Source organism: Methylobacterium durans, from assembly GCF_003173715.1.
Taxonomy (GTDB): Bacteria; Pseudomonadota; Alphaproteobacteria; order Rhizobiales; family Beijerinckiaceae; genus Methylobacterium; species Methylobacterium durans.
The window spans coordinates 2068490-2089563 of record NZ_CP029550.1 but is presented as its reverse complement, the minus strand read 5'-3'; the positions used below and the strand labels follow the sequence as shown (position 1 = coordinate 2089563).

23 protein-coding genes and 1 pseudogene are annotated in these 21074 nt (G+C 66.1%); 12 read left to right on the top strand and 12 right to left on the bottom strand.

What is annotated here, in order from left to right:
• Positions 1–153 precede the first annotated feature (153 nt).
• Both DK389_RS09535 and DK389_RS09525 read left to right on the top strand, forming a co-directional pair.
• Entirely contained in the window at positions 154–1305 is a 1152-nt protein-coding gene (locus tag DK389_RS09535; protein ID WP_109889116.1) for a YihY/virulence factor BrkB family protein, read from the top strand.
• A gap of 633 nt (positions 1306–1938) precedes the next feature.
• Entirely contained in the window at positions 1939–2931 is a 993-nt protein-coding gene (locus DK389_RS09525; protein ID WP_109896205.1) for an NAD(P)/FAD-dependent oxidoreductase, read from the top strand.
• 79 nt (positions 2932–3010) lie between these two features.
• Here DK389_RS09525 and DK389_RS09520 read toward each other — a convergent pair whose 3' ends face one another.
• The 3 genes from DK389_RS09520 to DK389_RS09510 all read right to left on the bottom strand — a co-directional run bounded on the left by DK389_RS09520 (position 3011) and on the right by DK389_RS09510 (position 5093).
• Complete coding sequence (locus DK389_RS09520; protein ID WP_162560588.1) at positions 3011–3826, bottom strand: inositol monophosphatase family protein; 816 nt, start codon at positions 3824–3826, stop codon at positions 3011–3013.
• Positions 3827–4035: 209 nt separating this feature from the next.
• On the bottom strand, positions 4036–4359 hold the full coding sequence (locus DK389_RS35220) for an MmcQ/YjbR family DNA-binding protein (protein ID WP_162560587.1): 324 nt from the start codon (positions 4357–4359) through the stop codon (positions 4036–4038).
• A 167-nt stretch (positions 4360–4526) separates the two neighbouring features.
• Entirely contained in the window at positions 4527–5093 is a 567-nt protein-coding gene (locus DK389_RS09510) for a DUF1003 domain-containing protein (protein ID WP_109889110.1), read from the bottom strand.
• A 229-nt stretch (positions 5094–5322) separates the two neighbouring features.
• Between DK389_RS09510 and DK389_RS09505 the strand changes: the two genes are divergently transcribed.
• From DK389_RS09505 to DK389_RS09490, 4 genes are all read left to right on the top strand, one after another.
• Positions 5323–6186, top strand: coding sequence for an alpha/beta fold hydrolase (locus DK389_RS09505; protein WP_109889108.1), 864 nt, complete (start codon positions 5323–5325; stop codon positions 6184–6186).
• Between the two features lie 210 nt (positions 6187–6396).
• Positions 6397–7008: a cysteine hydrolase family protein gene (locus DK389_RS09500; RefSeq protein ID WP_109889106.1), complete on the top strand. Its 612-nt coding sequence runs from the start codon at positions 6397–6399 to the stop codon at positions 7006–7008.
• A gap of 141 nt (positions 7009–7149) precedes the next feature.
• Positions 7150–7581 (top strand): SGNH/GDSL hydrolase family protein, encoded by a 432-nt coding sequence (locus DK389_RS34115; protein WP_236960770.1) that lies wholly within the window; start codon positions 7150–7152, stop codon positions 7579–7581.
• Positions 7520–8325, top strand: a protein-coding gene (locus tag DK389_RS09490) for an IS5 family transposase (RefSeq protein ID WP_109889104.1) whose coding sequence is annotated in 2 segments (ribosomal slippage) — positions 7520–7850 and positions 7850–8325 — 807 coding nt in all. Because the reading frame shifts where the segments join, the coding sequence is not laid out codon by codon here. The genes DK389_RS34115 and DK389_RS09490 overlap by 62 nt, the downstream gene beginning before the upstream one ends.
• Before the next feature lie 102 nt (positions 8326–8427).
• Here DK389_RS09490 and DK389_RS09485 read toward each other — a convergent pair.
• Positions 8428–9681, bottom strand: a complete 1254-nt coding sequence (locus DK389_RS09485; protein WP_109889102.1) for an IS701 family transposase — start codon at positions 9679–9681, stop codon at positions 8428–8430.
• A 52-nt stretch (positions 9682–9733) separates the two neighbouring features.
• On the opposite strand from DK389_RS09485, the gene DK389_RS09480 reads away from it, so the two are divergent.
• Positions 9734–10057 carry a hypothetical protein gene (locus DK389_RS09480; protein ID WP_236960769.1) on the top strand — a complete coding sequence of 108 codons (324 nt, stop codon included), beginning with the start codon at positions 9734–9736 and terminating at the stop codon, positions 10055–10057.
• A 63-nt stretch (positions 10058–10120) separates the two neighbouring features.
• Positions 10121–10420 (top strand): hypothetical protein, encoded by a 300-nt coding sequence (locus DK389_RS09475; RefSeq protein ID WP_418292019.1) that lies wholly within the window; start codon positions 10121–10123, stop codon positions 10418–10420.
• 846 nt (positions 10421–11266) lie between these two features.
• Here DK389_RS09475 and DK389_RS09470 read toward each other — a convergent pair.
• A complete protein-coding gene (locus DK389_RS09470; RefSeq protein WP_109889098.1) occupies positions 11267–12163 on the bottom strand; it encodes an NAD(P)H-hydrate dehydratase in 897 nt (298 codons plus the stop codon).
• Positions 12160–12924 (bottom strand): histidine phosphatase family protein, encoded by a 765-nt coding sequence (locus tag DK389_RS09465; RefSeq protein WP_109889097.1) that lies wholly within the window; start codon positions 12922–12924, stop codon positions 12160–12162. The genes DK389_RS09470 and DK389_RS09465 overlap by 4 nt, the downstream gene beginning before the upstream one ends.
• A gap of 388 nt (positions 12925–13312) precedes the next feature.
• Between DK389_RS09465 and DK389_RS09460 the strand changes: the two are divergent.
• Positions 13313–15270 (top strand): annotated as a pseudogene (locus DK389_RS09460) (AI-2E family transporter).
• 102 nt (positions 15271–15372) lie between these two features.
• On the opposite strand, the gene DK389_RS09455 reads toward DK389_RS09460, so the two are convergent.
• From DK389_RS09455 to DK389_RS09445, 3 genes are read right to left on the bottom strand one after another with little or no spacing between them, the layout of a single operon-like run.
• Positions 15373–15783: a hypothetical protein gene (locus tag DK389_RS09455; RefSeq protein WP_162560400.1), complete on the bottom strand. Its 411-nt coding sequence runs from the start codon at positions 15781–15783 to the stop codon at positions 15373–15375.
• A gap of 5 nt (positions 15784–15788) precedes the next feature.
• Positions 15789–16184 carry a phage holin family protein gene (locus tag DK389_RS09450; RefSeq protein ID WP_109889093.1) on the bottom strand — a complete coding sequence of 132 codons (396 nt, stop codon included), beginning with the start codon at positions 16182–16184 and terminating at the stop codon, positions 15789–15791.
• Positions 16185–16192: 8 nt separating this feature from the next.
• On the bottom strand, positions 16193–16636 hold the full coding sequence (locus DK389_RS09445) for a hypothetical protein (protein WP_236960279.1): 444 nt from the start codon (positions 16634–16636) through the stop codon (positions 16193–16195).
• Between the two features lie 169 nt (positions 16637–16805).
• Here DK389_RS09445 and DK389_RS09440 point away from each other — a divergent pair, with 169 nt between their 5' ends.
• Together DK389_RS09440 and DK389_RS09435 are read left to right on the top strand one after the other, a co-directional pair.
• Positions 16806–17012 (top strand): DUF6582 domain-containing protein, encoded by a 207-nt coding sequence (locus tag DK389_RS09440; RefSeq protein ID WP_109889090.1) that lies wholly within the window; start codon positions 16806–16808, stop codon positions 17010–17012.
• Between the two features lie 112 nt (positions 17013–17124).
• Positions 17125–17583, top strand: coding sequence for a Ros/MucR family transcriptional regulator (locus DK389_RS09435; protein WP_109889088.1), 459 nt, complete (start codon positions 17125–17127; stop codon positions 17581–17583).
• A gap of 54 nt (positions 17584–17637) precedes the next feature.
• Here the strand turns inward: DK389_RS09435 and DK389_RS09430 are convergent, their stop codons facing one another.
• Positions 17638–17919, bottom strand: coding sequence for a DUF2312 domain-containing protein (locus DK389_RS09430; RefSeq protein WP_109889086.1), 282 nt, complete (start codon positions 17917–17919; stop codon positions 17638–17640).
• Between the two features lie 86 nt (positions 17920–18005).
• The gene (locus tag DK389_RS09425; RefSeq protein ID WP_109889085.1) at positions 18006–19151 is read right to left on the bottom strand and encodes a competence protein CoiA family protein; all 1146 of its coding nucleotides are present in this window, start codon (positions 19149–19151) and stop codon (positions 18006–18008) included.
• 176 nt (positions 19152–19327) lie between these two features.
• Between DK389_RS09425 and DK389_RS09420 the strand changes: the two genes are divergently transcribed.
• Positions 19328–19513, top strand: coding sequence for a hypothetical protein (locus DK389_RS09420; RefSeq protein WP_109889083.1), 186 nt, complete (start codon positions 19328–19330; stop codon positions 19511–19513).
• Positions 19514–19762: 249 nt separating this feature from the next.
• On the opposite strand, the gene DK389_RS09415 is transcribed toward DK389_RS09420, so the two are convergent.
• Positions 19763–20710 (bottom strand): alpha/beta hydrolase, encoded by a 948-nt coding sequence (locus tag DK389_RS09415; RefSeq protein ID WP_236960767.1) that lies wholly within the window; start codon positions 20708–20710, stop codon positions 19763–19765.
• Positions 20711–21074: the final 364 nt, after the last annotated feature.

Here is a 21074-nt window from a genome sequence, read left to right as displayed (position 1 = left end):
GCGGCCCTGCCGACGCTCGGGCTGAGTACGTCTTCGGCTGCAGGTGCCAGGACTTCCGTGGATGTCGGCAAGACTTTCTGGAAACGAATGGAGGGCGCGCACGTTGCCTCGTCGGCCGAGCCTTCCGCTTAGGCACCATCAGCAGGCTGGCGCATGACGGATACTATCAAGTCACCTCCGGATAACTCCTCCCCCGCGGCATCGACGGCCTGGACGATCTTTCTCGGCACTGCCCTGCTCGGTCTGGTGGCGCTACCCCGTCGGCGTACCTCGCTGTCGAGGGCCAGCAGTACGAACCGCCCGGGAGTGGAGGAAGGGCCGAAGACGCACGAGGGCTCTGACGCCGAGCGGGTTGCAGAAGCGGAAGCGGACCGGGGCCGCAAGGCTGAGACCCCGACCGAGATCCCAGCCAAGGGCTGGTGGGACATCGGCAAGCGTGTGCTTCAAGAGTTCGGCAACGACCGCGTGCTGCTGGTCGCAGCCGGCGTTACCTTCTACGCGATCCTCGCTCTCTTCCCGGCCATCGGCGCCCTGGTCTCGATCTACGGCCTCATTGCCGATCCTGAGACCATCAACGCGCAGCTCGCCAACCTCCAGGGCATTTTGCCGAGTGGTGCGCTCGACATCATCGGCGAGCAGGTCAAGCGGATCGCCGCCAAGGGCGGCGGCACCCTCGGCTTCACGGCAGCTTTTGGTATCCTCCTTTCGATCTGGAGTGCCAACGGCGGCATGAAGGCGATCTTCGACGCGCTCAACATCGTCTACGACGAAAAGGAAAAGCGGAACTTCTTCTGGCTGAACCTCCGTTCGCTCACCTTCACCGCCGGTGCGCTTCTGTTCGTGGTCCTAGCCCTTGTTGGCATCGTAGTGGTGCCGGCTGTTCTGAACTTCCTGAATCTCGGCTCGATGGAGTGGGTGATTGCCCTGCTGCGTTGGCCGATTCTGCTGCTGGTCGTGCTCGGAGGTCTTGCGCTGCTCTACCGCTACGGCCCGAGCCGCGATACAGCCCAGTGGCGTTGGGTGACATGGGGGAGCGGCGTGGCGGCCTTCCTCTGGATTGCCGTCTCGGCCCTTTTCTCGTGGTACGTGTCGAGCTTTGGCAAATACAACGAGACCTACGGCTCACTTGGCGCAATCATCGGCTTCATGACCTGGATCTGGATCTCGACCACGATCGTGCTGCTTGGTGCTGAGCTGAACGCCGAGATGGAGCATCAAACAGCCAAGGACACCACCACCGGGAAACCCCAGCCAATCGGCACACGGCGAGCGACGGCGGCTGACACCGTTGCAGCATCTGCCTGAGATAGCCAAGACTTCTCAAATGTTTGAGGCCACAAAGGGCGTGCTGCTCGGCTTGCAACGCCGAAGTGCGATGCACCGGACTCATAGCCGCGCACGTTGGGGCGCACCGTACCTCCGGCCGCAACCGTGGCGACCTGAAGGCCCGCACACGAGCCGAAGGACGAGGTGCCGGAGGCGAACACCGCACGCATGAACTCGACAGCACGCCGCGTCTGCGGCGTTTCCCCGTAGAGGTGGAGCGGTGATCCGGTCAGGAACACGCCGTCGTAGCCTGCCAGCGACGCTCCGGCAGAAAGTCCGGCACCGACATCCGCTGGCTTGATCCGGTCGCACTCCGCACCCGGTGCCAGGCTCAACAGCGTATCGAGGTAGGTCTCCCCCGAAGAGCGGCCGACACTCTCGCGGCGGCTCTCGCGTGCCTCGGGCGGCTCACTCTCGGCCACGAGGAACCGCAACACAGAACTGGAGGGAGGCACGTTCGCTGATCTCTTGCCGTGATGCAGGCGGATGGGGAGGCGCGAACCGGCCGCCACCAGCCGAAGTTCCAGACAGGGGCTCTGCGCCGCAGGGCGCCGGAACCAGCGCAGGTCATGGGCCGTCCTTTCAGGCGGGTGCTTCGGAACGGGTAGGATGATGACAGAGCCGTGGTCCAACGCGGTGGACGGGCCGCTCGACTGCGTGATCGTCGGTGGTGGCCCGGCTGGGCTGACAGCTGCGCTCTACCTGGCTCGCTTCGGGCGCCGCTTCCTCGTGGTGGATGCAGGCGACTCCCGCGCGTCCTGGATACCGACCAGTCACAACATCCCGGTCTTTGCCGAGGGCATCTCCGGGCAGGAGATCCTCAGCCGTCAACGCGAGCACATCGCGCGCTACGGCACCCCGGTCGTCAACGGCACCGTCACGGCGTTGCGCAAGGTCGAGAAAGGTTTTGCCGTCAGCTTCGAAGAAGGAGCGCGGGTTCGTATCTCACGTGAAGTGCGGGCGCGCCGGGTGCTGCTCGCAACGGGCGCGGACGACGTGGAGCCGGATCTGCCTGACCTGCCCGACGCGATCCGACGTGGGCTCGTTCGCTACTGCCCGATCTGTGATGGCTATGAGGCACGCGGCAAGCGCATCGCGGTGATCGGACATGGCGACAGGGGCCTGGGTGAGGCGGTGTTCGTGGCCCGCACCTACTCGCGCGACGTGACGCTGCTGACGCTAGGCCAAGGCATGAACCTCGATGCGGGCGAGCGTGAGCGTGTCGAGAAGCACGGCATCCAGGTTGTCCACGAGCCAGTCAGCAGCCTCGACATCGAGGGCGGCAGGATCACCGTGCTGCGCACGGCTGGCGGCGAGGAACACCGGTTCCAGGTGCTCTACTCAGCCCTCGGGCTGAAGCTTCGCTCCGAACTGGCTCTCGGCTTGGGCGCCAAACACGACGGGACGGGAGCCCTCATCGTCGACGAGCACAACCGCACGACGGTGGCGGGCCTCTACGCTGCTGGCGGCGTGGTGCGGGGGCTCGATCAGGTGGTGGTCGCGATGGGCCATGCGGCCATGGCGGCCACGGACATCCACAACCGCTGTGAGTTGCCGACCGAGGAAGAGGTTGGCGGAGCCGAAGGGCAGCCTGACCCCGTATGATCCGTGTCGCGGAGGGGAAGAGAGCTTGCGACGGGTTACGGCGCACCGATCAGCTTGGCCCGACGCCGGCTGGCCAGCGTCAGTAGGTCTGCGCCTGGTGGCTGAGCAAACCCTCCGGATCCGGAACACCCTCGATGAGCGCCGTCCAAACTTGATCCCAGATCTGTTCGCTCCGTGCGGCCAAGAGACCGAACCGCTTGGCTCCAGGCTGGAACGGATTGCGGTTCAGATACGCGGCATGACCGCCGCTCTCCTGGAGCAGGAGGATCCCGGCCGTGTGATCCCACGGCATGCTTCGCCAGAACAGCACGAAATCCTGCTGCCCCCGGAGGAGGGAGAGGTACTCCGCGCCCGTGCATTTGCAGCCTGGCGTCACCTGGCCGAGGGCGGGAAAGCGCTCCTCGATGGCGTGCCGCAGCCCGTCATCGAAATAGCGCGTCCAGGCCGCGCCGCGGAGATCGCGCAGCGCGGGAGCGGCCGCCGCTGCTCGCCCCACCGAGAGGCCCTCACCGCGGCCCGCGGCTATCAGGACGTCCTGGAGCGGGTCGAGGATCCAAGCCAGGACCGGCGAGCCGCGATACAGAAGCGCCACCATCATGGTGACTGGCTCCCGGCCTTCGACAAAATTCGCCGTGCCGTCGAGCGGGTCGATGAGCCAGGCCCATTCATCACCGAGGTGCATGAGCAGGCGGGGATCGGCCGCCGCCGCCTCCTCGCCGATCACCCGCGAGCTCGGAAAAAGCGTCGTGACGGCCTCAGCCAGCCGGCTCTCAACGTCGCGGTCGATCTGCGTGACGAGCGTGCCGGATGCCTTGCGTGAGACGTCCGCAAGGCCGGAGCCGCGAAAGCTCGGGACGACCAGCGAGCGCGCCGCATCGCGAAGCGCAGATGACACGGCCTCCCGAACGTCCGTCGGGAGCCGAGCGCGCCACGCATCATCTTGCCTGGCTACTGTCGCAAAGCCGGGCTGTCCTGACCTCTCAGCAGATTGGTCCATCTTAAATCCTCGCCCTTGTGTGCGGTTCTCTTGCGCGTTGAGCACACCGGCACCGCAAGCCATACGCACTGTAGCCGCCATCCCGTCTTTGTGGATTTCTGCCACTGCTAGGGACCGGCAGACCGTTGCTGCAGCCGCTTCGGCGCGCGCTCACGCCAAGACTGCCAGAGGATGCGCTGCAGGGTGCGTTCGTCGACATACGCGAGGTGAACCCGAAGCCGGAGGTGGCTTTGCCGACAGCCGGTGTCGGAGAACGTCCTCGGCTCGGCTTCGATCAGCATCTCACGCTCATCAGCGCAGACGCCGACCAGCAGTGAGACCCCGTCCTGATCAAGGCGCGCCAGGAGCTTGCGTCCAACCCGAAACGCAGGACCCTGGGCGGTGATGCGCTCCTCAACGCCAGGGAGTGAGCGTGCGGTGCGGCGCGACACCTCAGACCAGATCGACGGTTTCCTGACCCGGGAGGTCGGGCGCGGCAGCTGCGTTTTGCCTTCGTGATGCAGACCCGGTCGCGGCGCAGCTTGCAGAGGAGAAGTCTCCGCTGCAAGGACCTCAGTGCGTCGGCGGCCACCCGAACGAACAGAGATAGGAGGAAGCCTCACGAGCGGTCATTCCGCTCGATCTCATCGAGCACAGCGCCCGGTGCGACATCCTGCCGAAGGTCCTCAACCTCGTCGTCCGCCTCCGTCTCGATGCCGAGGTGGTCCGTGATCGCCGAGATCATGGTCACCAGCTTGGTCACCTCGTGCTCGGCCAGGAGGCTGATGTGGAGATCGAGATCGGCCCGCTTGTCAGCGGCGGCCGCCATGCGGTTCTGGCTGATCAGCACGAAGGTCGAGAGGAAGATCGCCTCGGCCGAGGCCGAAGTGCCGAGGATCACGAAGGACGCATCCCACTTCGGCAGCAGCGGCAGCAGGCCCGAGTTCACGAGGGTCCAGAAGCCGAACAGCACGACGTGCAGGTAGACGAAGGCCATGCTGCCGGTGAAGCGCGTGATCGCCTCGGCGACGCGCTCCTGCAGCGAGGCCCGTCGCTCCTCATGGCTGCGGCGCTCCTGGAGTGTCTGGATGTTGCGTGCGAGCGCAGGCGACAATCCAACTGGCTGGGGCGGTGGGAAGGTTGGCTTCGACGCGCGGCGCAGGTTCCGCTCAGTCTGAATGGCCATCTCGGTACGACTCGTCAGGGTACTTTTCCGTGCAACGTCCGGACGCGGGAGGTGATCCCATCCCAGGATCTGCCGCACGAGCCTGGTTTGGCGTGGACAGAGGAGATCGCCAGGCGGGGATAGCGCCAACTTGTGGAGATTGCCCAGGACGAGCAGGCGATCAGGGGCAGGATCCAGCCATCCGCCCGGGACGTTCACAAAGATCCTCTCCTGTCCGGCGTGTGCGGCGATGGGGCTTCGAAGCGAACCGAACCTCTCTCTTGTTCGCCTGCCAAACGTGTCCCTCAACGTCGCCTCAGCAGGGCCGAAGGAAGGACCGCTCACCGTCCTGCTGCACGGCTTCCCGGAGTTCTGGTTCGGCTGGCGTCACCAGATCGACGCGCTCGCCCAGGCAGGCTTGCACGTCGTCGCTCCCGACCAGCGCGGCTACAACCTCAGCAGCAAACCGGAGAGCATCAGCGCCTACCAGCTCGATCGCGTCGCTGACGACATCCTCGCCCTGGCCGACAGCTGCGGTGCCGGCTCGTTTCAGCTGGTCGGACATGACTGGGGCGGCATCGTCGGATGGCGGTTGGCTGCGCGATCACCCGAGCGCGTGCGCCGCCTCGTGATTCTGAACGCACCCCATCCAGACGTGCTCGCTGGCTACGCGCGCAGGCATCCGACCCAGGCCCTGCGGGTTCTCTACTTCGGTGCATTCCAAGTGCCCTGGCTGCCCGAGGCGGGGCTGCGGGCCGCCAACTACCTCGTCGTGCGCCAAGCGCTTCGCCTGACCAGTCGGTCGGGAACGTTCAGCACGGCCGAACTCGAGCGCTACCAAGAAGCCTGGGCACAGCCTGGCGCTCTCACGGGCATGCTGAACTGGTACCGCGCGTTGCGGCTGAAGCGTCGCTCGGAACTCGGGCCGATCCGCTCACCCACCTTGATCATCTGGGGCAAGAAGGATCCGGCTCTCAGCCCGCATTTGGCGACCGAGAGCCTTAAGCTGTGCGAGAACGGCCGGATCGAGTTGCTGCCAAGGGCAACACACTGGTTGCATCACGAGGAGCCGGCACAGGTGAACGGTAGCCTCACGGGCTTCCTGTCTCAGTGATGCCTCCACAATTGAAGCTTGACTCGATCAAATCAGAAAACAGGCGTTAGTGTATCTACCGGTATTTATTTGTTGTTCCTACTAAATACTTTGTTTAGGCTGCCATTAGTTCGATACCCGCCAACTTTGATCCATGTTTATCGCGGAACCCGCTCCCGGGGCGCCGGTTGAACATTCCACGGACATGTTTACACCTGGGACGGCCGCCGCATGGCAGGAAGCGACGAACTTCGTTTCGGAACATTGGGCGATAGCTGCGCGCATCTCTGTGTCGACATGCAGCGGATGTTTGCCGAGCACACCGACTGGTGCACGCCTTGGATGCCACGGGTCCTGCCCAAGGTGCAGCAGATCGTCGAGGCTCATCCGCGCCAGACCGTGTTCACCCGTTTCATCCCAGCCCAGGCGCCCGGCCAGGGTGAGGGCACGTGGAAGCGCTACTACGAGCGCTGGGCCTCGATGACGATCGAGCAACTCGGCCCGGATCGGATCGAGCTTGTGCCGGAACTCGCCCGGTTCGTGCCGCCGGCCGAGACGATCGACAAGCATGTCTACTCACCCTGGGTCGAGACAGACCTCCATGAACGCCTGCGGGCACGAGGCGTCGACACGCTTGTGGTCACGGGCGGCGAGACGGATGTCTGCGTGCTCGGCACCGTGCTCGGTGCCGTCGACCGCGGCTACCGCATCGTCATCGTCACGGACGGGCTCTGCAGCTCGTCGGACCAAGCACACGACGCGATGCTCACCCTCTATCACAGCCGCTACGGCCAGCAGGTGGAGACCGTCACGACCGACACCCTGCTCCAAAACTGGGTGTGATGAAGCGCCGTATCGGGAGAGCGGTCGCATGCCGATGCCCGTGCGGAGGGCCACATCTGCCGGCGCGGCCTGCTCGCGACAGGGGTGCTCCTGTCCCCTTCCTGCGTCCGGTCCGGGACGCTCACCGCACAAGGGAGATCCATGCCGCACGTCGTACTTCTCGGCGATTCCGTCTTCGACAATGCCGCCTATGTCGGTGGTGGGCCAGATGTCGTTCAGCAACTGCGGGCGGTGCTGCCAGCCGGCTGGCAGGCGAGCCTTCTCGCGGTCGACGGCAACGTCATCGCGGACGTGCCGCATCAGCTCGCCAGATGCCCCGACGATGCAAGCCATCTCGTGGTCAGCGTCGGCGGCAACGATGCGCTGCGAGCCTCCGCGGTGCTGGAGCGGACTGTCCGATCCGTGGCCGAGGCATTGGCTCTCCTGGTCGAAGTGCGGGATCGCTTCCAGGCCGAGTACGGCGCCATGCTAAGAGCCTCTAACAAAACCGGTTGTGGCGCGTTGAGGAGGGATGGCGAAACCGCTCCTTCCCGACGGCTTATGGGCCGTCATCGCCCCGCTGTTGCCGCCTGAGCCGCCCAAGCCGAAAGGTGGCCGCCCGCGGATGTCCGACCGCGCAGCGCTGACGGGCATCCTGTTTGTGCTGCGCTCGGGCACGCCCTGGGAGTTGCTGCCCCGCGAGATGGGCTGCGGCTCGGGTATGACCTGCTGGCGACGCCTGCGGGACTGGCAGAAGGCGGGGGTGTGGGACCGTCTGCAACAGGCGCTGCTCGACCGGCTGGGACGCCAGAACGGCATCGACTTCAGCCGCGCTTCGCTCGACAGCGCCTCGATTGCAGCCAAAAGGGGGGCTCGGCGACGGGCCCGAACCCGACCGATCGCGGCAAGCCGGGCACGAAGCGCCACGTCCTCACCGATGCGAAGGGCATCCCTCTCGCGCTGAGCCTCACAGGGGCCAACGTGCACGACAGCCGGATGCTGGAGACGGTCGTGGATGCCGTCCCGCCGATCCGCCAGTGCTGGGGGCGGCCGCGCAAACGCCCCGCCCGGCTGTATGCCGACAAGGCCTACGACCACCGCCGCTGCCGTCGGGCTCTTACCCGTCGGCGCATCCAGCACCGCATCGCCCGCCGCGGGATCGAGAGCAGTCAGCGTCTCGGGCGTCACAGGTGGGTGGTCGAGCGCACGCTCGCTTGGTTTGCCCAGTTCCGCCGCCTTGCCATTCGCTACGAGCGGCGGAGCGATATCCATCTCGCCTTCTCCACGCTGGCCGCAGCCCTCATCGTCTGGCGCTTCATCGAACGGTGGTTTTGTTAGACGCTCTAACATTACAGTTGCAGTTTCGTTCTGAGGTGCGCCTGTCGGGCGGCAGCTTGGTGGGCGCGCCGCCAGGCTGACCAAGCGAGCACGAGCGCGGGCTCAATGCGCCGCTGCGCCAGCCGCATCGCCACGCGCCGGATCTCCTGAATGGACCACGGCACCGGCGAGCTTGGCGATGAGCGGCGTTTTTGGGGGCGTTCCGTTGGCCAACCGGCGCACCCGCGCCAACATCGCAAAAGCCAGCATCACCAAGCTGACGTGCCGGTGCCAGCCGTGCCACGAACGGCTCTCGTTGTGGGCCAGCCCGAGCTCCGTCTTGGCGGTCTCGAACGCGTCCTCGATGGCCCAGCGTCGCCCCTCCACGGCCACCAGCGTCTGCACCGGCGTGCCGACCGGGCACCAAGTGGTGAAGTAGGAGAAGCTCCCGTCCGACAGGCTGCGCCGCACGAGCAGGCCGCGCGTCCACACGCTCTGATCAAGAGCGGCGTCGAGCGCATCCGCCGGCAGCGTGGCCAGCGGCAGGTAGGCCCAGTCGAACAGGCGCGGTCCCTTCGTGCCAGATCCGGCCGAGAGCCGGATCCAGTCTGTCTTGGAGAGATCCTTGGCGATCTCCTCGGCGGTGCCCGCGACGTCGAGGTTTTGGTCCCAGGACCAGAACCGATGCTGACCCGTGACACCGAGCACGTAGCCCTTGTACGCACGGCGCAGCGCCAGCTCGATCTCGCCAACCCCGTAGATGCTGTCAGCCGCAACCCACGCAAACGGCACCTCTGCCTTTATCGCCCGCTCGATCATGGCCAGCGCCAGCTGCGGCTTGGTGGCAAAGGTGATGGCCTCCGGCACATGCGCCGTCCGCCTTCGAGCCGGGTCTCCGGCCCAGGCTTTGGGCAGGTACAGCTGACGATCGATGAAGGCGTGGCCCTGATCCGAGACGTAGGCGGCAAACACCCCGATCTGGCAGTTGGTGATCTTGCCAGCTGAGCCTGTGTACTGCCGGCCCACACCGCACGAGGCTCTGCCCTGCTTCAAGAAGCCGGTCTCGTCGATCACCACCACCGCGTCAGGTGAGCCGAGCGTCTCGAGGACGTAGTCACGCACCACGTCCCGCAGCGCCTCCGCGTCCCAGTGCGTGCGACCGAGGACAGCCTGCTGGCGCCAGGGGCCTGGATCACCAGCAGCTTCAGCCCGCATCCAGCCGGTCTTGCGCCGCTCACCCCCAAGCAAGCCCTCCAGGAAGGCGTTGGCGGAGGCGGCGACGCTCGGGGCGGCAAACAGCGGGCGGATGCGCTGCTTGGCCTGCCGCAGTGTCGTCGACCAGAGCTCCAGCGTGGATTCGAGCGAGGTTGAGGACATCGCGCTCTCCCATCCGAAACCACTCAGATAGGAGCCTCACCCTGCAACTGTAATGCTAAGTACGGTGCAGGCGACGGGACGGCCGGCGGCCATCTGCACGATCTACGATCCGCGCTATCCCGACCCACAGCGGCGACGTCTGGCCGGAGCGGCCCTCTCGCTGCTCAACGACATCATCACGCGCGAGGCCTTCGCGCGCGGCCGCCCGCTGATCGACCTGCGCGTGCTCTGCGGCGAGGACGCGGATTTCGCCAACCCCATCGAGCCGTCCGTCGAGGGCGGGCGGAAGATCGCGAAGGCTGTCGCCGCTGCCCTGCAGGTGCGCCCCGAGCGGCCAGGCAGCCAAGTCCCAGGCAGCCAAGTCTTTGCTCACTGAGGAAACGGTAGCGATGCATTCCGACGGTCGCCCCATTCATCAAGCCGCACAATGCCCCAGCACGTGATCCAGATCCTCCTGCCCCTCTCCGACAACGAGGGCCAGCCCTTCTCCAGCTCCGAGTACGCACGCGTGCGGTCGGAACTCACCGAACGGTTCGGAGGCATGACGGCTTTCACCCGCGGGCCGGCGGAGGGCCTCTGGGAAGAGAACGGCAAGACGGCACGCGACGACATCGTGGTGTTCGAGGTCATGACGCGAGAGCTCGATTCTTCGTGGTGGGACCGGTACCGGCGCACCCTGGAAAACCGCTTCAAACAGGACAGCATTGTCGTCCGTGCTCAGGAGATCTTGCTGCTCTGATAGGCGCAGGGAGAACTGAGCGCGGTCCTCAACGCTCCCCTGTCTGACGGCCTGCGTGAAGCGCGGTGGTGGTCCTGGTTGAAGAAGAGCCGGACTTCCAGTCGGCAATGCCGGGTCTGCTGAGACAGGCTGGGTGCTCGGTTACGACGCCGACATCAAGGATCGAACACTGCACGTGCCTCAAGCCTCGGAGGCCTCGGCGCTCGTCACCGATGCGCGTTCCCGGCGAGATCGATGGAGGGGACCAAACAACCGGCGCACAGAACGCGAAGCCTTCGGCCTGAGCTCGCTCTCTTGCTGACGTTCGGGGGCTCGGACCACAGGGCCGATCCACTGCGAATGGCGCAGAATTCATCTACAAGCCAAACGTCGTGCCGAGCCTCGTTCGGGCATCACAGCGCCCCACAAGCACAGCTTGACCAGCGGCCGAGCGGGTCACACTGAGCAGCCGGGACGTGGGTGGCGGGTCAGGCTCCTGCGGGCCTCGCGACCACAACGTCAGCCCGCTTGGGGCGGCGATCACCCCCCGCCAATGCCGGTGATAACCTTTCCGGTGCCGTTGCACTCCGGGCAAGTCTTCGCCTCGAACTGACCAGAGCCCGCGCAGCGTGGGCACAGGTTCTCGCCCGTTCCGGGCGTTCCGGGCTGGGCTTCATCTCCGGGTTTGGTGGGCTGTGAACTCGTCATGTTTGCGCTCCTCGTCCAGGGTGGGGAGAACCGCCCGGTTTCAGCGATGTTCCTAGCGCTCACACCTGACGCGTACCTACCCGCACAACTGCTTCCCCCGTCTACTCAGGAGCTTGCCGCGCGACCGCGGGCCGCTTCCCCAGGCTGCATGGCGCCCTCTCATGGCGACCGGTGCGGCCCTGCTTCGTGGAGGATGGCGGGCACCTCATCGGCGATCTCCCGCGCCAGGAAGCCGACCGGCCCCACGCGCTCGGCCAGCCGCCGCCCCGCTTCTCCGTGCAGGAGAACGCCCCAGAGCGCGGCCGTCATCACTTCGGCTCCGCGCGCGAGAAGACCTGCGAGGATGCCCGACAGGGCGTCGCCAGAGCCAGAGGTCGCCAGCCCGACGCCGCCCCCGTTGTAGAACCACCGTTCGCCGGCGGGGCTCACGATCCAGCTCTTTGCGCCCTTCATGATCACGACGCAGCCCAGCAGGTCCGCTGCTCTGAGCGCCGCCGCCAGTGGATCGGCCTCGACAGCATCCCGGTCGATTCCGAGAAGCTGTGCCATCTCGCCGGCATGGGGCGTGATCACCGCTCGGCCACCGCATGAGCGAACCGCCTCGGCGCGGGCAGCGAGCCCGCAGAGGGCTCCCGCATCGAGCACGAAGGAGGTCGACGGCTCACCCCGCAGGACGGAGGAACAGAGTGCATCTGCGGCCTCGCCTGCGCTCAGACCAGGCCCGACCAGCACCGCTTCGCTGCGCTCCGCGAGCGCACATACGCGCTCCTCGGCCTGAGCCGGATCGATCTCCCCATCCTCCGTTTCAGCCAGCCCGATGACCCTGCCCTCCGGCACCGCGAGGGCCATTGCGAGCGCAGCACTCCGGACCGTTGCGATCCGGAGGCGACCTGCACCGGCCCGAAGTGCGGCGACACCGGCGAGAAGGGCGGCCCCGGGCACCTCGACGGAACCACCGAGCACCAGGACGGTGCCGCGCTGCTCCTTGCTACCCTCTTCCGGCATCGGGAGCGGCAAGGCCCGAAGGCTTTCCAGCGTGAGGTGGTTCTCAGTCATCGGTCTAACACGTTCGCGTCCGGCTCGGCCGTCACAGGGGCCCCGCCCTGTGCGACTGGTGCGACGAAGTTGTAGCGGACGAGCTTGAGCCCTCCGTTGAGGCCCTCCTCCGGTGCTGAGGCATATTCCGTCACGGAGCAGTTCGCGACCTCGGCCTGAGTGTCGATGGCGAGGATCTGCGTCTCGCTCATGTTCTCGAGCAAGTAGCGCAAACAGAGCACCACGACCTGATGGGCGACCAACAGCACTCGTTGTCCGTCATGGTGCAGCGAGATGGTGTCGAGCGCACTACGCAGCCGGAGGATGACGTCGCACCAGCTCTCTCCGGAGGGCGGCCGGTGATAGAACTTGCCGAGCCGAGCGCGCATGGCAGCCTGCTCGGGATACAGCTCCGCGACACCCGCGTGCGTGAGGCGGTCGAGGATCCCGAGTTCCTTCTCCCGCAGGCGCTCGTCGACGACGAACTCGGACGCGCGGTCGGCGAGCCCGCCGGCGTCCCGGATCAGCGCGGCCGTGCCCTGTGCACGCCGGTAAGGCGATGTCAGCACGACCTGCGGGCGCTCGCCGGACGGCATCGCGGCGAACCAGCGCCCGAGTGCCAGGGCCTGCTCTTCGCCGCGCGGACTGAGAGGCACATCGACGTCACGCTCGGCGATGTCGATGCGTGAATGCCCGGCGCCGTGTGCGACATTCCTGGCAACGTTGCCGGCACTCTCGCCATGACGGACGATCCAGATCCGGCTCGGCCAGCGTTGCTGCATCCAGGGTGTCCTCTCGCGGCGCGAGGGGTAACGTTCGCGGCGAGCGCAGGTTCGCTGTTGCCGACGACGTCACCGAACGACAGTCGAGGCGTCCCATCTGGGGGCCTCAACGAGCCGACAAGGACCAATACCCTTTGCAGAAGCGTCCGCTTTCCTTGGCAATCTACCCGAAAGCCGACTTTCTTCTCTCGGCCAGACCCGGCCGGCAGCTACGCGCCCATTGCCGTTATCCAACCGACCCAGGCGGCCTCTCGAAAGCGACAGTTCGAACGCAGATGCCAAGGGATCCAGAGGGATCCGTGGCGCGGCGGAGATGTCACCGAAATGCGGGCCTCCGCGTTGAGGGGAGACCCGGCATGGCCGGCACCCGTCTCAGCCGGATTCCACGATGGCAGCCACATCGACGCCCGCTCCGCGCCAGCCCGCACAGGTGCCGCCCCCGATCACCCCGGGCCTGCGCGGTCTCCTGACGCTCGCGGTCGGCGTCGTGGTCATCGCCGCCCTCTATTTCGGCCGCGAGGTCTTCATCCCCCTCGTGCTCGCCGTCCTCCTGAGCTTCGTCCTCGCGCCCGTCGTCAACATCCTGCGCCGCATCCGCTTCGGCCGGGTGCCCTCCGTCATCGTGGCGGTGCTGCTCGCGCTCAGCGTCATCCTCGGCATCGGGGCCGTCATCGGAACCCAGGTCGCGAGCCTCGCCGGCAACCTGCCGCAATATCAGGCCACGGTGCAGAAGAAGGCGGCCGGCCTCCAGGAGGGCTTCCTCGGGCGCGCCAACGCGCTGCTGCAGCGGATCAACCATCAGGTCCACGACGCGTCCCAGAAGGCGGCCGCCTCCGGCACCACCGCCGCAGCGCCGGCCGGCGGCGAGACGCCGAAGGCGCAGCTCGTGCGGGTGCAGGAGCCGGATCCGTCGCCCCTCACGCTCGCCCACAACATTCTGGGGCCGATCGTCGAGCCGCTGACCACGGTCGGCATCGTGCTCGTGGTGGTGATCTTCCTGCTCATGCAGCGCGAGGACCTGCGCAATCGCCTGATCCGCCTGTTCGGATCGAGCGACCTGCATCGCACGACGGTGGCGATGGACGATGCGGCGAGCAGGCTCGGAACGTACTTCCTGGCGCAGCTCGGCATGAACGCCGCCTTCGGCGTCCTGATCGGGCTCGGGCTCTGGTTCATCGGCGTGCCGAGCCCGATCCTCTGGGGCGTGTTCTCGGCGCTCATGCGCTTCGTGCCCTATATCGGCGCCTTCATCGCCGCCCTCTTCCCCCTCGCTCTGGCCGCCGCCGTCGATCCGGGCTGGTCGATGGTCCTCTGGACGGCCGGCCTGTTCCTGGTCGCCGAGCCGCTGTTCGGCCACGTGATCGAGCCGCTGCTGTACGGTCACTCGACCGGCCTGTCGCCCTTCGCCGTCATCGTCTCGACCCTGTTCTGGGGCTTCCTCTGGGGGCCGATCGGCCTGATCCTGGCCACGCCCTTCACGGTCTGCCTCGTGGTGCTCGGCCGCCATGTCGAGAGCCTGGAATTCTTCGACGTGCTGCTCGGCGACCGCCCGCCGCTGACGCCCGTCGAGAATTTCTACCAGCGGATGCTGGCCGGCGATCCGGACGAGGCGCGGGACCTCGGCGAGACGATGCTGAAGGAGCGCTCCCTCTCGTCCTATTACGACGAGGTCGCGTTGAAGGGCCTGCAGCTTGCCGCCAACGACTATGCGCGGGGCGTGGTGACGCCGGCGCAACTCGAGAACATCAAGACCTCCTGCCAGGGTCTCGTCGAGGATTTCGAGAGCCGACCGGACGCGGAGCCCTCCGCCGACGCCAGGGCGAGGAGCCATTCCGAGGTTCCGTCGCTGGCGGAGCAAGTGCACCCGAAGAACGAGGCCGTGCCGGGCCAAGCGCCGCCGGTCGAGGACCGTCCCGAGATCTGGCGCGGCGACGCTCCGGTGCTGTGCATCGCCGGCCGCGGCCCGCTCGACGAGGCGGCCTCATCCATCCTGGCGCAGCTTCTGCGCAAGCACGGGCTCGGCGCGCGCATCACCCCCACGAAGCGGTGTCCCGCGGGCGCATCCGCGACCTCGACCTGTCCGGGGTGGCGATGATCTGCATCTCCTACCTCGACATCACCGGCAGCCCGGCGCATCTGCGATATCTCCTGGAGCGTCTGCGCCAGCGCAGGCCCGGCATCCCGATCCTGGTCGGCCTCTGGCCGGTGGGGGAGCGCGTCCTGACCGACGCGGCCCTCGGTCGGGAACTCGGGGCGGACATCTACGTGTCGTCGCTGCGGGACGGTGTCGAGGCCTGCCTCAAGGCCGTCCGGGAGGCACCGCGCGAGCCTGCCGCGGCCGCCTGAGGCCAGCGTCGGACCACCCGTCAGCACCTTCATCGAGCTGCACGGTAGGCCGAAGCGCCACCCCCAGGAGTCTCGCTCAACAAGGGGTAATAGGCAGGCGCGCTACTTCGTGATCCTCACCGAGACAGGATCGCTGCCAGGGAAGCTCTCCTCCAGCGCGTCGTCGAGTCGCTCATGCAGCCGGTCCGGATGGTTCTCTGGCAACTCGCCATCGCGATCATGCGGGTGGGCAACCCCGGGCGTCGAGTACAGGCGCCTGCGGTCCGCGACGCGTGTCAGTGCATCGTAGACGAGAAACCCGAGCCCGGCGCCGACGAGGAGCGCAGGAACAGGATTTGCGCGCACGCTGTCGAGCAGGCGTTGACCGCTTTCCGTGAGCCTGATGCTCGTTTCGCGCAGGTCGTCCACGCTTCCGGTCAGGCCAGACGCATGGAGACGCGACTGAAGGTTGCCGAGGGTCTGATCGAGCTTCGTGCGGGTCGTCTCGACCTCGTGCTCCAGTTCGTCGGCCAACTTGCTCATTCGCCCATGCGCTCCGTGATGATGCGGGTGTCCTCGTGCACCTGACGCTCGGTCCGGATCGCCTCCAGGCCTGAGATCGAGGCCTTGCTGCGTCCCCACAGGGCAATGCCGATCGCAATAAGCGCGAATGCGCCCCCGACGATCAGGGCTGCCAGCGCATCCGAACTCAGCAGAACGGCCAAGCCCTTCACCAGAGCAAGGATCAGCACGAGGACGCCTGTCAGGGCGAACACACCGGCCGCGATGAAGAGGGCGAGCCCCAGGCCGAATTTCTCAACGCCCTCGCCCATCTCAGCGCGGAAGAGGGTGATCTCCTTGGAGACGAGCTCCTGCGTCTCGCGGATCGCGTCGCCGACCAGGGCCGGAATAGATTTGAGCCGAGCTTCCGTCATCGACGATCCTAGAGGTCGGGTGTCGGGAAGACGTCGGCCGGCACGACAGCCCGGGAGCGTGGGATCGGCCTGATCTCGGATGCCTTGAAGAAGCGGAAGAGCGCAAACCCGGTCAGGGCCGCCGCCGCGAAGGCAACCGCAGGACGGCGTCGGACGGCCGCCTCGACTTCGTCGTAGAGTTCGCTGACTGTGCGTCGGTTGATGTCCGCGGACAGCCCCTCGACGCCTTCGGCCGCGCTGTCGAAGAACGCTTTGACGTGCGGCGCGCCCTCGAAGCCTGCCCCACTGTTGCGGATGGCGTCCGCCACGTCCGAGACCGCCTTGGCCACGTCCTCCTTGCGCTTTGTGACGTAGCTGGCCGCTTGGCTTCTGACAGTACTGGCGAGATCGGGCTGCTGGTCTGCGTCCGAGTGAGCGGATCCCGGCCCGATCTCTTGCGCAACGTCGTCCATCAATTCACCTCGCGGCGCGCACTATGGTCAGAGCGCGAGAAGGAACGGCATGCGACGAAGGCGGTTCCAGCGGCGAGGAGCTCAGCCTTCGTTACGGGCGACGCGCTCATTCTCTGCCGAACGTCCAGCCAAGCGACGCGTTGACCAGAACTCAACGTCGGAGGCCGTCATGTCGAAGCTCACCAGCGACAAGCGGGAGGATCTGCCGAACAGTAAGTTCGCGCTGCCGGAGGGGCGCAAGTACCCGATCGAAGACAAAGCGCATGCGCGCAACGCCAAGGCGCGCGCCGCGCAGCAGGAAAAGGAAGGGAACCTCTCTGCTGCCGACAAGAAGAAGGTCGATGCGAAGGCTGATCGCGTCCTCAAAGGCAAATAGGCCGCAAAGCCGTTCGCGCCTTGGCAGTTCACGAAGCAAATTCGGTGCTTGATTTGGCTACTCAAATGATGATCTACGCCGCGCGAGGGCGCACGAACTATGGACTTACAACGTGATAGAAGACACTCAGGGGCTTGGCCCCGATTTCGTTGAGCTCGCCGCCGACATCGTCTCGGCCTACGTGTCCAACAATCCTCTGCCGGTCGCCGAACTGCCGGCCCTTCTCACCAGCGTGCACGCGGCGCTGAACGGCCTCGCGAACGGCACGTCTCAGGCCGCTGCCGAAGAGGTCGAGAAGGCCACGTCTTCGCAGATCCGCAAGTCGATCACGCCGGACGCGCTGATCTCGTTCATCGATGGTCGGCCGTACAAGACGCTCAAGCGGCATCTGGCCGGGCATGGCCTCGATCCGCATAGCTACCGCCAACGCTACGGCCTGCCCAACGACTATCCGATGGTGGCGGCCAGCTATGCCGCCCAGCGCTCGGAACTCGCCAAGGCGATCGGCCTCGGGCGCCCCGGCGCGATGGCGGGCGCTGAGAGCGCCCCGCGTCGTCGCAAGGCTGCCTGAGAGGACGTCGCTCGCCCTTCGCGAAGGGCGAGCCACTTACCCATACGCTGACGCTTACGCCGCCTGCGCCACGGGTGCGGGCGTGGGCGCGTCCATGGCACGGAGGTACACCTCGAGCAGGGTCTCGTGCTCGTCGCGCTCGTCCTGGTCGAGCTTCCGAAGCTTGAGGATCTCCTTGAGGATCTTCACGTCAAGACCTTCGCTCTTCGCTTCCAGGAAGATCTCCTTCTTGGCCTCCATGAGGTCCTTGATCTCTTCCTCGACCTTCTCGACGCGCTCGATGATCGAGCGGATGCGATCGCCGGCGACCCCAATGGTATCGGTTGTGTCGGTCATGGTTGCTCCTTCCTCAATCTGGATGGGCAACCTCGCCGAGGAGGGTAAGCGGTCGGTTAAGGTGGGGTCGGCTGATGGTGAAGCGGCTAAGGTTCCGCTTGATCAAGGCCCCGGTGACGGGCCTCCCGAACCTGTTGCAGCGCCTCACGCCGGACGAGCCACTGCTCACGCATCCCGGTGGGCACAAGAATGCCACGGCGTGACAGGATCATCGCCCAGGCTGCAATGGACGCATCTGGAGGCGCAAACGACGGCAGAGCCGCTTGCAGCGCTTCCACCTCGCCGGCCGAGAGCCGGCTGAAACGGGCACGCAGCCAGCCTCTCTCTCGGATCTGCTGCAGGGCTGTCTTGGTAGTGATGAACGTCGAGCCGCCTGTCAGGGCGCGGTCAAGGACGTACCCCAGAATAACAGCCTGCCAGTCATGCGGTGCGACGCGAAAGCAGCCCTGACCGGGAACTTCGACGCCGACCGCATGCGACAGGCCATCAGCCGCAACCCTGTCGTAAGCCAGGCTCCTGCTGCCAATGGTGCCCACTTCGCTACAAGCTGCCAGGTAGGCTCGCTGAAGTGCATGGATGGACCGGGGCAACGTTGACCCGGATGGGTTTGTGGCTGGCTCTGCCGAGCCCGCATAGAACTTCGGATTGTGCAGCCATCTGCGGGGAGCTTCGGTGAGGATGGCGTGCTCAAGCTCCTGGCGCGACCGGCCCATTTCTAGCCCAGACAGGTCGATCTCGACCGCTGCCAGACCTAAGCTCGCGATCTTCTCGATCTTGGCAGCGTCGCAGGCATTCGTGACGCAAAATTCGACCAGCAGGTCGCGATCCCCCCGCCGCGCGATCACGTCCGGGATGATGCTGCCAAGCCGCTGCTCCAGGAGTGCCGTATCGAAGCGGAAGCAGCCACCTGCGTAGCCGGCCTGCCTACCACCATCCGGCTGTAGAGGTGGAAGTACCAGCGCGAGCTGGCGAGCGAGCAGCTCCTTGGCGAACCGGTGCAGGGCTGTCTCGGGTCCGGTCTGGCAGGCACGCTCGTCTGCAGCGCGATGGTGCCCGAAATGGTGGCTGAGATGCTCGCCCTTGCGGGCCACCAGAAGTGCACTGCAGCCTGGACAGCGGCAGCGACAAGCGAGCCCTGAGGGAACCTCGGAGATGTGGGCCAGTGTACCATCGGGACGCTCGCCGAACAGCAGCCCGTCCGAGGTGCGCAGTGGCGTCGCGCACTCTCTCATGCTGCCTCGTCATGCATGAGCGCGCTCTCTGTCAAGCTTTTGCGGCATACGGATTCTGTCGTCACGCCTCTCCAAGCGTGCCGTTGAAGCGGCACAGGCTACGTTGGGCTGGCTCTAGCTCCCGCCTCTAGCTCTGCTTTCACCACTCCTCAACCACGTGGGGCGAGACTGCTCCCATGCTGAGCCTTTCGCCGCCTCGTCTTATGACGTTCCTGCTGTCCGTCGTCCTCATTGGGCTTGCGGTTGCGAGCCTCTACCTGAAGATCTCGACGATCGGACCGACTGTTGTGAAGTACCGGACGTGGTTCTGCATCGGCGCCTACGTTGTGCTGGCGCTCGGTGCGGTCTCACGAAGCTTGTGAGCACCCGATCGCGCGGCTGCCCAGCTGAACAGCGTTGTAGACGACCACGGGCCCGGCAGCGAACGTATGTGATAGCCTGGAAGTCCCCTGCCCTGCTCCGAAGACTAGGGGGCCGGCTTCACGTGTGCCGCCCCGATGGCGTCGGTTAGGTTGGCCTGAGCTCCTTCCTGCTGCAGGATTGAGCCTGGGATCACAACAGCGTCAGAGCAGGACTACCCTTTAACGACGTTTGCTGCACCCTCACCTCAATCAGGTGAGGATGCCGATCCATGAGAGCCACGCGCGGTACATATCAGGCCACATCATCTCGGGTGTGTCGGGCCGTCCCATCCCAAAGCCGTGGCCGCCGATTTTGAACTGGTGGCGCTCGACGGCCACGTCGGCGCTCAGACAGGCCGCCTCCAGAATGCCCGTATGGGCCGGTTTGCAGATCGGATCGTCCTCAGCGTCCACGAGGAACATCGGCGGACACCCCCGGTGCACATGTGTCTGGACCGACCACTCGTCCCGCGCCGCAGGGCTCGGGTGATCGCCGATGAGTTCATGGCAGGTCGACGTGTGATCGAGCGGCGGCCCCAGAGTGACGACCGGATAAATCAAGGCTGCGAAGTCAGGGCGAGCCGAGAACTCGTCGATCCGGTCGCTGGCAAGATACGAGTGGAAGTCCGCCCGCACGGCAGTCATGCCGGCAAGATGCCCTCCGGCTGAGAACCCCAAGGCACCCATGCGCTTGGGATCGAGATGGTACGTGTCAGCCAGGGACCGCATCACCCGCATGGCCCGCTGCGCATCCTGCAGGGGCGCCAGAGGACCGTTGTGCCAACCCTCGCGCGGCAGGCGGTAGATGAGGACGAACGCCGTTACCCCCTGCTCCGTCAGCCACTTTGCTGCGGGATGCGCCTCGTTGGCGGTGTCGATGTAGGTGTAGCCGCCGCCTCCTGCGACGAGCACGGCGGCGCCGTTCGGCGGGCTCGGCGTGGCGATCTCAAGGAAGGGGCTGCTGACGTTCGTGACCGCTCCCTGCGCGCTCACGCGAACGAGGCCGATGGGACCGCCACCACCGGGTGGCTCGCCCGGCCAAAGCTGCACGCGGTTCGGCGGCTCTTGTGCCGAAACCCGGTCGGTCAGCGCGGTAGCCGCCGCAGCCATCAGGAGCGTTCGGCGATCGAGCACGGCGATCTTACCTGTGGCGTGCATCTCACGATGCGAGATCGGCGACGCATGTTCAGACGAGATAACCGCCTCAAGGCGGCCTCGGATCGGGACCGTAGAATCTGAACCAGCGAACAGAACTGTGGGTCGGCAGCCCTGCGCTGAAATGACGGCGAACGAAGCCGCTGGCTCTGGTCGAGGCGGGCGAGGATCGCACGTCGATTGGCCTTGGCTGATGACTGCCTAACCGATTTCGGTTCGCCCGAACCGAGTTCGGCCCCGGCATGGTGATCGTGCCGTACACGCCGTCCGTCGCAACTGACGAACGGAGGGCCCCTCACGGTGCCACACATCACCCGAACCAATTTCCATGAGCTCCGCCTCGCTCTGCTCGCCGAGGAACCCGGCT